At 70.8% G+C, this 15,123-nt stretch carries 13 protein-coding genes; 11 read left to right on the forward strand and 2 right to left on the reverse strand.

The window, feature by feature from the left end; translation table 11 throughout:
- The first annotated feature begins 109 nt into the window (after positions 1-109).
- Positions 110-2,281: a GH92 family glycosyl hydrolase gene (locus ABD355_RS04710; RefSeq protein WP_344398753.1), complete on the forward strand. Its 2,172-nt coding sequence runs from the start codon at positions 110-112 to the stop codon at positions 2,279-2,281.
- Positions 2,282-2,285: 4 nt separating this feature from the next.
- Here the strand turns inward: ABD355_RS04710 and ABD355_RS04715 are convergent, their stop codons facing one another.
- Both ABD355_RS04715 and ABD355_RS04720 read right to left on the reverse strand, forming a co-directional pair.
- Positions 2,286-3,569 (reverse strand): cytochrome P450, encoded by a 1,284-nt coding sequence (locus ABD355_RS04715; RefSeq protein WP_344398754.1) that lies wholly within the window; start codon positions 3,567-3,569, stop codon positions 2,286-2,288.
- A 16-nt stretch (positions 3,570-3,585) separates the two neighbouring features.
- Positions 3,586-4,941 (reverse strand): glutamine synthetase family protein, encoded by a 1,356-nt coding sequence (locus tag ABD355_RS04720; RefSeq protein WP_344398755.1) that lies wholly within the window; start codon positions 4,939-4,941, stop codon positions 3,586-3,588.
- A gap of 168 nt (positions 4,942-5,109) precedes the next feature.
- Here ABD355_RS04720 and ABD355_RS04725 point away from each other — a divergent pair, with 168 nt between their 5' ends.
- The 10 genes from ABD355_RS04725 (at position 5,110) to ABD355_RS04770 (ending at position 15,113) form a co-directional block, all read left to right on the forward strand.
- Positions 5,110-5,298, forward strand: a complete 189-nt coding sequence (locus ABD355_RS04725; RefSeq protein WP_123963264.1) for a ferredoxin — start codon at positions 5,110-5,112, stop codon at positions 5,296-5,298.
- Positions 5,299-5,300: 2 nt separating this feature from the next.
- Positions 5,301-6,521: an NAD(P)/FAD-dependent oxidoreductase gene (locus tag ABD355_RS04730; protein WP_344398756.1), complete on the forward strand. Its 1,221-nt coding sequence runs from the start codon at positions 5,301-5,303 to the stop codon at positions 6,519-6,521.
- Between the two features lie 2 nt (positions 6,522-6,523).
- Positions 6,524-7,330: an acetoacetate decarboxylase family protein gene (locus tag ABD355_RS04735; protein WP_344398757.1), complete on the forward strand. Its 807-nt coding sequence runs from the start codon at positions 6,524-6,526 to the stop codon at positions 7,328-7,330.
- Positions 7,331-7,364: 34 nt separating this feature from the next.
- Entirely contained in the window at positions 7,365-8,831 is a 1,467-nt protein-coding gene (locus ABD355_RS04740; RefSeq protein ID WP_344398758.1) for an aldehyde dehydrogenase, read from the forward strand.
- Positions 8,824-9,768 (forward strand): 3,4-dihydroxyphenylacetate 2,3-dioxygenase, encoded by a 945-nt coding sequence (locus tag ABD355_RS04745; protein WP_344398759.1) that lies wholly within the window; start codon positions 8,824-8,826, stop codon positions 9,766-9,768. The genes ABD355_RS04740 and ABD355_RS04745 overlap by 8 nt, the downstream gene beginning before the upstream one ends.
- Before the next feature lie 10 nt (positions 9,769-9,778).
- Complete coding sequence (locus tag ABD355_RS04750; RefSeq protein WP_344398760.1) at positions 9,779-10,624, forward strand: fumarylacetoacetate hydrolase family protein; 846 nt, start codon at positions 9,779-9,781, stop codon at positions 10,622-10,624.
- A 42-nt stretch (positions 10,625-10,666) separates the two neighbouring features.
- The gene (locus ABD355_RS04755) at positions 10,667-11,269 is read left to right on the forward strand and encodes a TetR/AcrR family transcriptional regulator (RefSeq protein WP_344398761.1); all 603 of its coding nucleotides are present in this window, start codon (positions 10,667-10,669) and stop codon (positions 11,267-11,269) included.
- A 165-nt stretch (positions 11,270-11,434) separates the two neighbouring features.
- The gene (locus ABD355_RS04760; protein WP_344398762.1) at positions 11,435-12,925 is read left to right on the forward strand and encodes an APC family permease; all 1,491 of its coding nucleotides are present in this window, start codon (positions 11,435-11,437) and stop codon (positions 12,923-12,925) included.
- Complete coding sequence (locus tag ABD355_RS04765) at positions 12,925-14,415, forward strand: aldehyde dehydrogenase (RefSeq protein WP_344398763.1); 1,491 nt, start codon at positions 12,925-12,927, stop codon at positions 14,413-14,415. The genes ABD355_RS04760 and ABD355_RS04765 overlap by 1 nt, the downstream gene beginning before the upstream one ends.
- Positions 14,412-15,113, forward strand: a complete 702-nt coding sequence (locus ABD355_RS04770; protein ID WP_344398764.1) for a gamma-glutamyl-gamma-aminobutyrate hydrolase family protein — start codon at positions 14,412-14,414, stop codon at positions 15,111-15,113. Before ABD355_RS04765 ends, ABD355_RS04770 begins: the two co-directional genes overlap by 4 nt.
- Positions 15,114-15,123: the final 10 nt, after the last annotated feature.

Below are 15,123 nucleotides of genomic sequence, written 5' to 3' on the forward strand. Positions count from 1 at the left end.
CGCGCGCGTTCCACGGCAAGGCGTCGCGCAACCACGCCGTTGGGCCGGGAAGGTGGGCAGTCCGTCGTCGTTCGCCACCGCGACGTCCCACCGTCTCGAGGAGAGCTTCTTGCGCCTGCACCCTGTCGCGGCTGCCCTGACCTCGGCCGTGCTGCTGGCCTCGCCGCTCCCGGCGGCGTCCGCCGCCCCGGCCGCGGCCGAGCCCGCACGCGCCACGGACGACCCCGCCGGCTACGTCAACCCGTTCGTCGGCACCGCTCCGGGAGGCACCGACTTCGGCCACGGCGGCGGCGCCGGGAACACCTTCCCCGGTGCCTCGGCGGCGTTGGGCGGGATCCAGTGGAGCCCCGACACGGTCACCCGCCAGCACGGCGGGTACGCGTACAAGGACAACCGCATCCGGGGCTTCAGCCTCACCCACATCTCCGGCGCGGGCTGCAGCGACTACGGCAACGTGCCGTTCATGCCGCTCACCGGCCGCCCGGACCCTGACCCCGCCGCGCGCCACGCCACCTTCTCCCACGCCAACGAGGAGGCGTCGCCGGGCAGTTACGGGGTCCGGTTCGACAACGGCATCCGCACGCAGATCTCCGTCACCCAGCGCTCCGGCATCGCGCGCTTCACCTATCCGGCCGGCGACGCGGGGCCCGCCGGGCTGACGGTGGACGCGGGACGGGCCTTCAACAAGGCCACCGGGAAGATCAGCATCGGGTCGCGCACCCTGTCCGGCTACACCGACAGCGGCGGCTTCTGCCACTCCTCGAACCGCTACCGGCTCTACTTCCACGTCGTCTTCGACCGCCCTTTCGCGCACACCGAGCCCCTGGACGGGAAGACCTCCGGCGCGTACGTCTCCTTCGCGCCCGGGACCCGTACGGTGACCGCCCGGGTCGGCGTGTCCTTCGTGGACGTGGCCGCCGCCCGCCGCAATGTCACCGCGGAGCAGGGCAAGCGCTCCTACGACCAGCTGAACAGGGCCGCCCGTGACCGCTGGAACGAGTGGCTGGGCAGGATCGCCGTGCGCGGCGGCACCGAGACCCAGCGCCGGGTGTTCTACACGGCGCTGTATCACGCGCTGCTGCACCCCAGCGCCTTCAGCGACACCGACGGCCGCTACCGGGGAATGGACGGCCGCGTCCACCGCACCCGGCCGGGGCATGTGCAGTACGCGGACTTCTCCGGCTGGGACGTCTACCGTTCCCAGGGCCAGCTGCTGGCTCTGATCGCGCCGCACGAGGCGTCCGACGTCGCCCAGTCGATCCTCAACCAAGGCCGCCAGGCAGGGTATTTCGACCGCTGGACGGTGGCCAACGGCGGCACCCGCGTCATGGTCGGCGACCCGCTGCCGGCCATGGCCGCCTCCATCCACGCCTTCGGCGGCACCGACTTCGACGCCCGGGGGCTGCTGCGCGCGGCCGTGGCGGGCCGGCAGGACGACCGGCAGCGGCCGGGGCACCAGCAGTACGACACCCTGGGCTACATCCCGGCCGGCACCAAGGGCGTCTGGGGCAGCGCGGCCACCACGCTGGAGTACGCCATCGCCGACGCCGCGCTGGCCCACCTGGCCGGACGCCTCGGCGACACGAAGACCCAGGCGGTCCTCACCCGCGCCGCCGGCAACTGGCGCAATCTCTTCAACCCGGTCAGCGGCTACATCCAGCCCCGCAACGCCGACGGAAGCTGGCCCTCCTTCTCCCCCACCCAGCACGGGGAGTACGTCGAGGGCAATGCCGCGCAGTACACCTGGCTGGTGCCGCACGACCTGCCCGGTCTGTTCACGGCGATGGGCGGCACCGCCGCGGCCACCGCCCGTCTCGACACCTTCTTCACCCAGCTCAACGCGGGCGCGGACAAGCCGTTCGCCTATCTCGGCAACGAGCCGTCCTTCAACATCCCCTGGGCGTACGACTACGCGGGCCGCCCCGACCGCACGGAGGACATCGTGCGGCGGGCCCTCACCACTCTCTTCACCGACCGGCCCGACGGTCTCGTCGGCAACGACGACCTGGGCGAGATGTCGTCGTGGGCGGTCTGGGCATGTCTGGGCATGTACCCCCAGGTCCCGGGAAGCGCCCAACTGGCCCTTGCCGGGCCGCTGTTCCCGGCTGCCACGGTGCATCGCGGCAACGGGGTCACTCTCTCCCTCCTCGCCCCGGACGCCTCGGCCACGAACGCCCACGTACGGTCCCTGAGACTGAACGGGCTCCCCGTCAACGGCCCCTTCCTTCCGGAAGGGGTGCTGACCTCGGGCGGTGTCCTCCACTACGGGATGACGTCCTGATCCCTCAGGCCAGGGTCACCTCGACGGGCAGCTTCTTGATGCCGTTGACGAAGTTGGACCGTACGCGCGGCACGTCGCCGGTCAGGCGGATGTCCGCGAGCCGGGGAATCAGTTCCTCGAACATGATGCGGATCTCGGTGCGGGCGAGCAGGTTGCCCAGGCACAGATGGGGGCTGCCCTTGCCGAAGGTGACGTGGTCGTTGTGCTGCCGGGTGACGTCGAAGTCGTACGGGTTGCCGAAGACCTCCTCGTCACGGTTGCCGGAGGCGAACCACATGACGACCTTGTCGCCCTCCCTGATCTGCTTGCCGCCCAGTTCCACGTCCCTGGTCGCGGTGCGGCGGAAGTGGTAGACGGGGGACGCCCAGCGCAGGAACTCCTCGACGGCGACCGGGATCAGGGACGGGTCCTGCTGCAGGCGGGCGAGCTGCTCGGGGTGCTGGAGCAGGGCCAGCATCGAGTGGGTGATGGTGTGCCGGGTGGTCTCGTTGCCGGCCACCACCAGCAGCAGGAAGTAGTTGTCGAAGTCCTGTTCGGAGAGCGGGATCCCGTCGCGGGGCGTCGTGTTGACGAGCCGGGAGACCAGGTCGGTGCCGTCGCCGCCGCGCCGCTGCCGGGCCAATTCGCGGCCGTAGTCGAAGACTTCGAGCGAGGCGGGTGAGCGGAAGGGCAGGTCGCGGTACTTCTCGCTCTCCGCGCTGTGCAGCAGCACGTCCGCGTAGTCGGGGTCGGTGTTGCCGATGATCCGGTTGCCCCAGTCGATGAGCTTCTGGTTGTCCTGAGGCGGCACGTCGAGGAGCCGGGCGAGGACGTTGATGGGGAAGTCGGCGGAGACGTCGGCGACGAAGTCGAAGCTGCCCTTGGCCAGGGCCGCGTCCAGCGTGGTGGCGGTCAGGCCGCGCAGGAAGTCCGTGTAGCCGTTGATCACGCTCGCGCCGAACTGCCGCTGGATCACGCTGCGCAGCGCGCGGTGCCGTACACCGTCCATCTCCAGGATGGAGGCCCGCTTCTTGATCTGGTCGTCGTCGACCTCCTCCAGGTTGACGAACCTGGTCGAGGTGAAGGTCTGCGCGTCGCGGTCGACGCGGGCGATGTCCGCGTGCCGGGTCACCGCCCAGAAACCGGAGTTGGGGGCCTCCTCCGGCTGCCAGTGCACGGGGTCCTGGTGGCGCAGGGTGTGGAACATCCGCCAGGGCGTCACCCCGTCGGTGAAGTTGTCGAGGTCGGCGAGGTCCACGTCCGCGAGCGGCATCGGTTCGTGCACGGCGGTGGTCAGGGTCTCGGTCATCGGTGGCTCCCAAACGTCACAGGTGGTAGGCGTACTCGGTGAACTCCCAGTCGGTGACGTGCCGTTGGAAGCGTTCGACCTCGTTGCGCTTGTAGCTGAGGTATGAGGTGGTGAAGTCCTTGCCGATCACCTCGGCCAGGGCGGTGTCCGCCTCCAGCGCGTCGAGGGCGGCGGACAGGCTCGTCGGCAGCACGGACGCGCGTGCGGTGTCGTAGCCGTAGCCCTCCAGCGGGGCGGGCGGCTCCTCCGCCGCCCGGACGCCGAGGAGCGCGGCGGCGATCGTGCCGGAGAGCAACAGGTACGGGTTGGCGCTCGCGTCGCCGAGCCGCAGCTCCAGGCGGGCGCCGGAGCCGCGCTCGGGCGGGATGCGGACCATGGCGCTGCGGTTGTCCAGGCCCCAGTCGATCAGCCAGGGCGCGAGGGTGTCCGGGCCGAAGCGTTTGTACGAGTTGACGGTCGGGTTGGCCAGGGCGGCGAGGGCCGGGGCGTGCGCGAGGATGCCGGCGAGGGCATGACGGGCGGTGGCCGAGAGGCCGTGGGCGCCCGCCGGGTCGTCGAAGGCGTTGCGGCCGTGCTCGTCCTCGCAGGACAGGTGGAGGTGGAAGCCCGAGCCGCCGGCGTCGTTGAAGGGCTTGGCCATGAAGGTGGCGAGCCGGCCCTCCTTGCGGGCGAGTTCCTTGACGGCCGCCTTGAAGCGGAAGGCGCGGTCGGCGGCCGACATGGCCTCGGAGTGGGTGAGGTTGATCTCGAACTGTCCGCCGTCGAATTCGTGGTTGCCGTTGGTGACGCCGATGCCCAGGTCGCGGAGCCCGCGCAGGGTGCGCAGCAAGTGGTTGTCGGGGTCGGCGCGCAGGCCTGCCGTGTAGACGGCTCCGGTGGCTGCGGAGTAGCGCTTCCAGCCGTTCGGGGACCCCGGGTCCTCCTCGCACAGGAAGTACTCGAGTTCGGGTCCGGCCACGGGGCGCAGCCCCTGCTCGGCGCACCGGGCGAGGACCGAGCGCAGGAGGTCACGGGGGGATTCGGGGGCGGGTGCCCCGGTCGCCGGATCGATGGCATCCCCCAGGCAGACGGCGACGCCGGGCTCCCAGGGCAGCGCGGCCAAGGTGTCCAGGTCCGGGCGCACGGTGATGTCGGGCAGGCCGGCGTCCAGGCCACCGGTCACGGGGACCACGTCCCCCTGGGGTGAGGTGTGGTAGACGGCCCGGCAGAAGGCGAGCCCGTGCTCGCAGGCGGTCGGCAGCTGGTCGAGCAGGACGTCGCGGGCCCGGTCGGTGCCGATGAGATCGGGATAGGTCACCCGGACCACGTCGATGCCCTCGGCGGCAAGCCGCTCCTGGTACTGACGGACGTCCGGTGTTTCGGATGCGCTCACCGTTGTCTCCTCGGCGGCCGGCATGTTGTTTGATGCCAAACGATAAGAACGGCTTCCATCACCCGCAAGGGGGTGGCATCAAAAAATTATCCACCTGGACAGGTATTGACCAGGGGTCGCACGCTTCCTATGTTGTTTGAAGCCAAACGAGATCCAGGAGGGTCCGCCATGAAGGTCGTCGTCGACATGAACAAGTGCCAGGACCACGGCCAGTGCGTCTTCGCGGCCCCCGACGTCTTCCAGCTCGACGAGAACGGGCGGCTGGGATACGTCAGCGACCCCGACGACGCGCTGCGCGACGAGGTCGAGGAAGCCGCCGACGTCTGCCCGCTGCAGGCCATCCGGATCGAGGCCTGAGCATGAGCGCACGCATCGTCGTGGCCGGCGCCTCCATGGCCGGTCTGCGCGCCGCGGAACAACTGCGCGCCGCCGGCTGGACGGGGGCGATCACGCTCGTCGGCGACGAACCGCACATGCCCTACAACCGGCCCCCGCTGTCCAAGGAAGTACTGGCCGGGAAGGCACCCTTCGCATCGCTCGCCTTCCGCCCCCGCGCGAGCGTGTCGGACGTGGAGTGGCGCCTTGGCACGAAGGTCGTGGCCTCCCGGCTCTCCGAACGCATCGTCGAGCTCGACGACGGTTCGACGCTCTCCTACGACGGGCTCGTGGTCGCCACCGGCATGCGGCCCCGTCGGCTGCGCTGCCCCGGCCCGCTCGCCGGCCGGCACACGGTCCGTACGCTGGCCGACGCCCAGGGGCTGCGGGACGAACTGACCCGGCCCGGCGCCCGGTTGGTCGTGGTCGGCGCCGGGTTCATCGGCTGCGAGGTGGCCGCCACCGCCGTAGGACTCGGTGTCCGCGAGGTGACGGTGGTCGATCCGCTGCCGCTGCCCATGGTCGGCCCGCTCGGCGAGCTGCTCGGGCGGGCGCTGCTGGAGCGGCACGAACAGCGCGGAGTGCGCTTCGCGCTCGGCACCTCAGTCGCCGGTTTCGAGGGCGAGGACCGGGTCACCGGCGTGGTGCTCGCCGACTCAACCGTGCTGCCCGCCGATGTGGTGGTGGAGTCGGTAGGTTCAGTCGCCAACACCGAATGGCTGGACGGCAACGGCCTCGACCTGACCGACGGGGTGCTCACCGACGAGCAGTTGCGGGTCGGCGGCCGGCCGGAGGTGGTCGCGGTGGGCGATGTGGCGCGCTTCCCCAACGCCCGCTACGACGGCGTACCGCGCCGGGTCGAGCACTGGTGCATCCCCACCGACACGGCCAGGCACGCGGCGAAGGTGCTGGTCGCCCATCTCACCGGCGCCGACGCCGAGCCGGCGCCCTTCGCTCCGCTGCCCACCTTCTGGAGCGACCAGCACGACTTCCGGCTGCAGTCCTTCGGCGCGCCCGCGCTCGGCACCGGCGACGTGCGGGTCCTCGACGGCGACCCGGCCGCGGACGTCCTGGTCGGCTACCACCACGACGGCCGGCTGGTCGGTGTCGTGGCGCTCGGCGGCCCCGCCGCCGGATCCGCCGCCGCCCGTCACCGCGCCGAACTGCTCAAGCAGCCCGCCCTCAGCGCCCAAGGGAGCTCCTGACCATGACCACTGTCCGTGGTTACTTCCACCCCAAGACGGCGACGGGCACCTCGTCGCTGATCCCCTCCCCGCCCTGGCGCTACTCCGGTGACCTGCTCACCGTCGAGTACCGCACCGACCCCGCACGGGTCCGCGAACTGCTGCCCGAGCCACTGGAGCTGGCGGACGAGGACCCGGGCGCGGTCGCGTTGATCTGGGCCGACTGGCAGTCCTGCTCGGCGTCGGGCGCGGAGCTGCTCGACCCGGTGCTCTCCCAGTACAAGGAGGCCTTCGCGGTCGTCCGCTGCACGTACCGCGGGCAGACGTACTCACGCTGCGTGTACATCTGGGTCGACAAGGACTTCGCGATCGCCCGCGGCCTGCACCAGGGCTACCCCAAGAAACTCGGCTCGATCCACCAGACCCGCCCGCACCCCTACGGTCCCGCACCGCGCATCGAGGCGGGCGCACGGTTCGGGGCGACCCTTGCGGCGGCCGACCGTCGGCTGGCCCAGGCCGTGGTGACGCTGCGGGAGCCGTCGGCGACGAACGGGTTCGTCAACGGCCACCCCATGGCGCACCACCGCTGGCTGCCGTCCGTCGAGAAGGGCAAGGGCCTGGCCCTGGACGAGCTGATCGAGACGGGGGCCGCGGCCTTCGAGGCCGGGCAGCCCTGGGTCGGGGACGCCGATCTCGAACTGTTCGAGGCACCCACCGAGGAGCTGGCCCGCCTGGAGATCCACGAGCCGATCGCCGCCTACTACCGCCAGGTCGGCGTCGTCTGGGACGGCGGGCGACTGCTGGAGTCCGGCACGTCCGGAGCCGAGTGACCACCGTACGCCTCAAGGGACTTGGAGACCGGACATGACCGAGCACCGCATCACCGTCGCCGGGGTCGCCGTCGACACCCGGCACTGGATCGGCGGCGAGCGCGTCGCCTCCGCCGACACCTTCACCGATGTCTCCCCGATCGACGGCAGCACGATCGGGGAGATCGCCCGCGGTACGGCGACGGAGGCCGCCGCCGCGGTCGCCGCCGCCAAGGCCGCCTTCCCTGCCTGGGCCGCCACCCCCCGCGCCCCACGGGCCCGCATTCTGCATGCCGTCGCCGACGGTGTGGAGAAGCGGCTCGAAGAGCTCGCCATCGTCGAGACCACCGACAACGGCGCCCTGCTGCGCTCGCACCGCCGAGGCGTGATGCCCCGCGTGGCACACAACTTCCGCTTCTTCGCCGACTGGCTGCTGAAGCTCGACCACGAGGACTTCGAGACACGCGGCCACACGAACCACGTCAGCTGGGACCCGGCGGGTCCGAGCGTCCTGATCACCCCGTGGAACGCCCCGCTGATGCTGGCGACCTGGAAGGTGGCGCCCGCGCTGGCCGCGGGCAACACCGTCGTGCTGAAGCCCGCCGAGTGGTCTCCGCTGACCGCCTCCCTGCTGGCCGACATCGCGGCCGAGGCGGGCCTGCCGGCGGGTGTCCTGAACGTCGTGCAGGGCTACGGCGCGGAGATCGGCGACGCTCTCACCTCGAACCCGGATGTGCGCCGGATCAGCTTCACCGGATCCGTTCCCACCGCCCGGCGGATCGCGGAGTCCGCGGCGGCCAACCTCACTCCGCTCAGCCTCGAACTGGGCGGCAAATCCCCGCTGTTGGTGTTCGCCGACGCCGATCTCGACCTCGCCGTCGACCTGGCGGTGGAGCAGTACGACAACGCCGGGCAGGTGTGCCTGGCCGCGACGCGCCTGCTCGTCGAGGAGTCGGTGGCCGAGGAGTTCACCCGCCGCTTTGTCGACAAGGCGACTGCGCTGAAGCAGGGCGACCCTCGCGACGAGGCCACCGACATCGGGCCCACCATCCACTCCCGGCAGCTGGAGAAGATCGACGGATTCGTGCAGCGGGCGCTTGCATCCGGAGCCCGCGCGCTCGTCGGCGGCCACCGGGGGGACGGCCAGTACTACGCACCGACCCTGCTCACCGATGTCCGACAGGACAGCGAGATCGTCCAGGAGGAGGTCTTCGGCCCGGTCCTGACGCTGCAGACCTTCACCGACGAGGACGAGGCCATCCGGCTGGCCAACGACACCCGCTTCGGACTGGCCGCCACCGTGGCCACCGGTTCGCGCGAGCGCGCCGACCGCGTCACCGCCCGGCTCGTAGCGGGCACGGTGTGGGTGAACTGCTTCTTCGTACGCGATCTGCAGGCCCCCTTCGGCGGCTCCCGGCTCTCCGGCGTCGGCCGCGAGGGCGGCACCTGGAGCTTCGACTTCTACTGCGACCTGAAGAACACCGTGACCGCCCCGAAGGGATGGGAGCACCACCATGGGTGAGATCGTCGGGGCCGGGCTGCTCGCCCACGTGCCCACCATCGTGCTCCCCGAGGCCGACCGGCTGGAGCTCAACGAGGGCAAGGAGATCACCCTCGTCACCGGTCTGCGGGAGCTGCGCAGGGACGTCTTCGAGCGCGATGCCGCCAACGAGTACGACACCGTCGTCGTCCTCGACTCCCACTGGGCGACCACGGTCGAGTTCGTCGTCACCGCGCAGACCCGCCGGGCAGGGCTGTTCACCTCCGAGGAGCTGCCGCGCGGCATGTGCCGGATGCCGTACGACTTTCCAGGAGATCCCGAACTCGCCCGCAACATCGAGAAGTTCGCCGACAAGCACGGCACCTGGATCACCGCGATCGAGGACGACTACCTGCCGATCTACTACGCCACCATCAACCTCTGGAAGTTCCTCGGCGAAGGGCTGCCGGACAAGCGGTGGGTGACCATCGGGGTGTGCCAGACCGGCGACATGGAGGACCACCTGCGGCTCGGCCGCGCCCTCGCGGACGGCATCGCCGCCACGCCCGGCCGGCGCGTCCTGCTGATCGCCTCCGGCGCGCTGTCGCACACGTTCTGGCCGCTGCGCGAGATCCGCGACCACGAGGCCAGCGATCCCTCGCACATCTTCACGCCGGAGGCCCGCGCCGCCGACCTCGAGCGCATCGGCTGGTTCAAGGAGGGTCGGCACGACAAGGTCCTCGACACCATGGACGAGTTCTGGAAGTTCAAGCCGGAGGCGAAGTTCTTCCACTACCTGATGATGGCGGGCGCCCTCGGCGAGCGGGCCTGCACCGCCAGGGCCCGCCAGTACGGCGAGTACGAGAACGCCGTCGGCACCGGCCAGGTCCATCTGTGGTTCGACCGCCCGGCCGACGGCTGGACCGGCACGGGAGCACCCGTGCCCGCCGCGCCCCACCACCCGCACCGTCGCCCTTAGGAAGGCCGCCATGCCCGAATACCGCCGCATCCTCCTCGACGGCGCCGCCGTCCAGGTCACCGTCGACGGGGACGAACTCGTCGCCGGGGACGGCCGCCGCGTCAAGACCGAACAGGCGCAGCACCTGCCGCCGGCCGTGCCGTCGAAGGTGATCGCCGTCCACCTCAACCACCGCAGCCGCGTGGACGAGTTCCGGATCGACCTGCCCGACACGCCCACCTACTTCCACAAGCCGACCTCGGCGCTCAACTCCCACCAGGGCGCCATCGTCCGCCCCGAGGGCTGCAAGTGGCTCAACTACGAGGGCGAGGTCGCCATCGTCATCGGCAGGACCGCCCGGAACATCTCCCCGGCCGAGGCGGGCGAGTACATCGCCGGGTACACGATCGCCAACGACTACGGCCTGCACGACTTCCGTGACACCGATGCCGGTTCCATGCTCCGCGTCAAGGGCTCCGACACCCTCTGCCCGCTCGGCCCCGGCCTGGTCACCGACTGGGACTTCCACGGCAAGACCCTGCGGACGTACGTCAACGGCGAGGTGGTCCAGGACGGTTCGACCGACGAGATGAAGTGGGACATGCACTATCTCGTCGCCGACATCGCCCGCACCATCACCCTGTATCCGGGGGATGTGCTGCTGTCCGGCACCCCGGCCAACTCCCGCCCCGTACAGCCCGGTGACGTGGTCGAGGTCGAGGTCGAGGGCCTGGGCCGCCTCACCAACCACATCGTCACCGGCCCGACCCCGATCCGCTCCGACGTCGGCGCTCAGCCCACCGAATCGGAGGAGGTGCTGTCCACCGCGCTCGGCGGCGACTGGGAGTTCCGCGGCATCCGGCCGCCCCGGCGCTGACGCCGAAAGGGCCGCTCAGCAGCTGCGGGTAGGGTCACCGCCATGAGCGAGTCCGCAGACGCCCCGAAGGGCCGACCGTCACGCAAGCGCCTGCAGTACGGCGAGGGGCGCGAGGCCCTGCTGAACGCGGCCGTGCGCGTGGTGGCCCGGGGCGGACTGCGCAAGCTCACCTACCGGGCAGTCGCCGAGGAGGCCGGGGTCACCCACGGACTCGTCGTGCACCACTTCGGTTCGCGTGACGCGCTGATCGAGGAGGCGCTCGCCCACACGATCCGCACCTCGCTGAGCACCAGCGCCCTCGAACCGGGCACCGGCAAGGTCGCGGACTTCTCGACCGGGCTCTCCGACATGGTCACGGCGGATCCCGGCATCCAGGCCTTCCAGTACGAGCTGCTGCTGGAGGCGCGCCGCAGGCCGGAGCTGCTGCCACAGCTGCGCGCGCTCTACGACGAGTACTTCGAGGCCACCCGGCGCGAGCTGAACCGTATGCTGCCGGCCGGCGCGGACCAGGCGATGACCCGGTTGGTCTTCGCGGCGCTCGACGGCCTGGTGCTGCACCAGCTCGTCTTCGGCGAGCCGGAGGTCACGGACGCCGCCCTGGAGCAGCTGCGCGCCCTGCTGAGACTCCTCGACGCCAGCTCCTGAGCTGCACTTTTTCCAGGCCCCGGGGGGTTTCCCGGGGCCTTTTGCGGTGGGGCAGAAAACTGGGCCGACCCCCTTGCCAAACGGATAGTTCCAGCCCACCATGAAGCAACTCGTTTGACCCTAAACGAACCACCATCCCTCCCCGTCCCCCGACAGGTGATCCGAGTGGACAGTCAGACGGCGGTCTCCCCGCACAGCGCGCAAGATGCATCCATGACCGGCAGGCTCAAGCCCGATTCCCTCGGTGTCCTGGGCATCCTCTTCTTCGTCCTTTCCGCCCAGGCACCGCTGACCGGCATCGCCGGAGCGGTTCCGATCGCCGTCGCGATCGGCAACGGCGCCGGCACCCCCGCCGCCTACCTCGCGGCCGGGCTCGTGGTCCTGCTGTTCTCCATCGGCTTCGTCGCCATGGGCCGCCACGTCGTGGACGCCGGCGCCTTCTACATGTACATCGGCAAGGGCCTGGGCCGCTCGACCGGCTCCGGCAGCGCCGGGGTCGCCCTGCTCGCCTACTGCGCCGTCCAGGCGGCCATGTACGGGCTGTACGGCGCGACGGTGAGCGGACTCATCCAGCACTACGCGGACGTACACGTCGCCTGGTGGGTCTGCACGCTGGTCACCATGGCGGTCGTCCAGGTCCTCGGTGCCGCCGGGATCGAGATGGGCGCCAAGGTACTGGCCGTGTTCGTGCTGGCCGAGTTCAGCATCCTGACTGTCTTCGCTCTGGTGACCTTCTTCAAGGGCGGCGGCCCCGAGGGCCTCGCCTTCGGCGACAGCTTCTCCCCCCACGCCGCGCTCCAGGGCGCCCCCGGCGTCGCCCTGATGTTCGCCGTGGCGTCGATGATCGGCTTCGAAGCCACCGCCATCTACGGCGAGGAGGCCCGGGAGCCCCGCAAGACGGTCCCGCGCGCCACCTATCTGGCGGTCGCGGTGATCACCTGCTTCTTCGCCTTCACCTCGTGGATGCTGATCTCCGCGCACAGCGCGTCCAGGGCGACCGCGGAGGCCGGCAAGGCGCTGGCGTCGGGCGACGCCACGTCCTTCGTCTTCGCACCCATCGCTGCCCAGTTCGGCGGGTGGACCGGCGATGTGCTGCCCGTCCTGCTGGCCACCTCGCTGTTCGCCGGCATCCTGGCGTTCCACAACTCCGCCAACCGCTACCTGTTCTCCCTGGGCCGTGAAGGGCTGCTGCCGCACCGGCTGACCGCGCTGAACCGGCGCCACTCCCCCTGGGCGGCCGGGATCGTCCAGACGGTGATCGCGGTGGCCCTGGTCATGCCGTTCGCGCTGCTGGGCAAGGACCCGGTGCTGACGCTCTTCTCCTGGTTCAGCGGCGTCGCCGTCCTGGGGATCATGCTCCTGTACTTCCTGACCTCGGTCTCCGTGGTCGTCTTCTTCCGCCGTACCCGGGCCGACACTCGGACCTGGAACACCCTGGTCGCACCGGTCGTGGGAGCGCTCGGCATCGCCGGCGGGATCTGGCTGATCATCGAGAACTTCACCACGCTCATCGGCGGCGACCAGGCCACCGCTGTCTGGCTCCAGCTCTCCGTCCCGGCGGTGCTGGTCCTGGGACTGGCCGCGGCGCGGCTGACCCGGAACCGGCAGCGGTCCGAACCCTCCGGAAGCCGCCAGGACCAGGGAGCGGACAGCTGATGCCGCCCCTCGCCCACGACGACCTGCTGCGTCGCGCCAAGGATCTGGAACTGCCCACCCTTCACCACATCGACGGTGCTGACGAACCGGGCGCCGGCCCCGCATTCGCGGTCGTCTCGCCGCGCGACGGACAGGTCCTCGCCGAGATCGCCGACGCCCGCCCCGCCGAGGTCGACCTGGCCGTGGCCGCCGCACGCCGGGCCTTCGACTCCGGCCCGTGGCCGCGCCTCGCGCCCGCCGACCGCGGCCGGATCCTGCTGCGTATCGCCGAACTGCTCGAAGAGCAGCGGGACAAGCTCGCGCTGACCATCAGCCTGGAGATGGGCAAGCCGATCACGGACGCGCACGACATCGAACTGCGTGCCGCCATCAACACCTTCCGCTGGTACGGGCAGCTGGCGGACAAACTCACCGACGAGTCCCCGCACACCGCCCCGGACGCCCTCGCCCTGATCACCCGGGAACCTGCCGGTGTCGTGGGCGCCGTCGTACCGTGGAACTTCCCCTTGACACTCGCGAGTTGGAAGATCGCCCCGGCGTTGGCCGCGGGCTGCACGGTCGTCCTGAAGCCCTCCGAGAACTCCCCCCTGTCCGCCCTTCTGCTGGGGCGGCTCGCCACCGAGGCCGGGCTGCCGCCGGGCGTCCTCAACGTCGTGACCGGCGACGGGCCGGTGGCCGGCCGGGCGATCGGCCTGCATCCCGATGTGGACGTCCTGGCGTTCACCGGATCCACCGCGGTGGGCCGCCACTTCCTGCACTACGCGGCCGACTCCAACCTCAAGCGCGTCTGGCTGGAACTGGGCGGCAAGTCACCGAACATCATCCTCCCGGACGCCCCCGACCTGGAGAAGGCCGCCGCCACCGCCGCCTGGGGCATCTTCTTCAACCAGGGCGAGATGTGCACCGCACCCTCCCGGCTGCTGGTGCACTCCTCCGTCGCCGAACGCGTCACCGAGGCGATCGTGGCCCGGGCCCGCGAGCTGCGGGTCGGTGATCCACTGGACCCGGCGACCGAGATGGGCGCCCTGGTCGGCGAAGCCCATCTGGACCGCGTCCTCGACCACATCGCCACCGGCCGCGAGGAAGGCGCGCGGCTGCTCACGGGCGGCTCCCGCACCCTCACGGCAACCGGCGGCAGCTACCTGGAGCCGACCGTCTTCGAGCAGGTCACCCCCGGCATGCGGCTGGCCCGCGAGGAGATCTTCGGGCCTGTCCTGTCCGTCCTGACCTTCGACGACCTGGACGAGGCGGTACGACTCGCCAACGCCACCGAGTACGGCCTCGCCGCCGGCCTGTGGACCTCCGACCTGTCGACCGCCCACAAGGTCTCCCGGGCGCTCAAGGCCGGCACGGTCTGGGTGAACTGCTACGAGGAGGGCGACCTGACCGTGCCCTTCGGCGGCGTGAAGCAGTCGGGCAACGGGCGTGACAAGTCCGTGCACGCCATCGAGAAGTACACCGAGCTCAAGACGGTCTGGATCCAGCTGTGACGCGCCCCTTGATAGCGATTCCCGCGCGCTTCTCCGCCACCACCTCCGCCCTGCGGTACGCCGCCGAGGTCAACGCCCGCGCGCTGATCGAGGCGGTGTGGCGGGCCGGCGGCGAACCGGTGAGCATCCATCCGGCGGACTGCGAGGTCGCCTCCCGGCTCGCCCCCTTCGACGGCGTCCTGCTGCCCGGAGGCGGCGACCTGGCCCCGCACCGCTACGGTGCCACCGACACCCACTCCACCGTGTACGACGTGGACGACCTCCAGGACGCCTTCGACCTCGAACTCGCCCGTACGACCCTGCACTTGGGAGTCCCGCTACTGGCGATCTGCCGTGGCCTGCAGGTCGTCAACGTCGCCCTCGGCGGCACCCTGCACCAGGACATGGGCGGTCCGGAACGCGCGCACCGGCACCTCGTGCACCCGGTGGCGGTCCTGGCCGGCACCCTGCTGGAGCAGGCCACGAACGTGCAGAAGGTGGAGGCGTCCTGCTATCACCACCAGCGGGTGGACCGCCCCGGCAGGGAGCTCACCGTCACTGCCCGCGCCGCGGACGGCACGGTGGAGGGACTCGAACTCCCCGACGCCCGCGGGTGGTTCACAGCCGTTCAATGGCACCCGGAGGACACCGCCCACGAGGACACCGCCCAGCAGGGCCTCTTCGACGCCCTGGTACGAGCGGCCCGGGACGGGCGCTGATCCCTCACGG

It is taken from the genome of Streptomyces longisporus (genome assembly GCF_039532765.1).
Classification (GTDB): Bacteria; Actinomycetota; Actinomycetes; order Streptomycetales; family Streptomycetaceae; genus Streptomyces; species Streptomyces longisporus.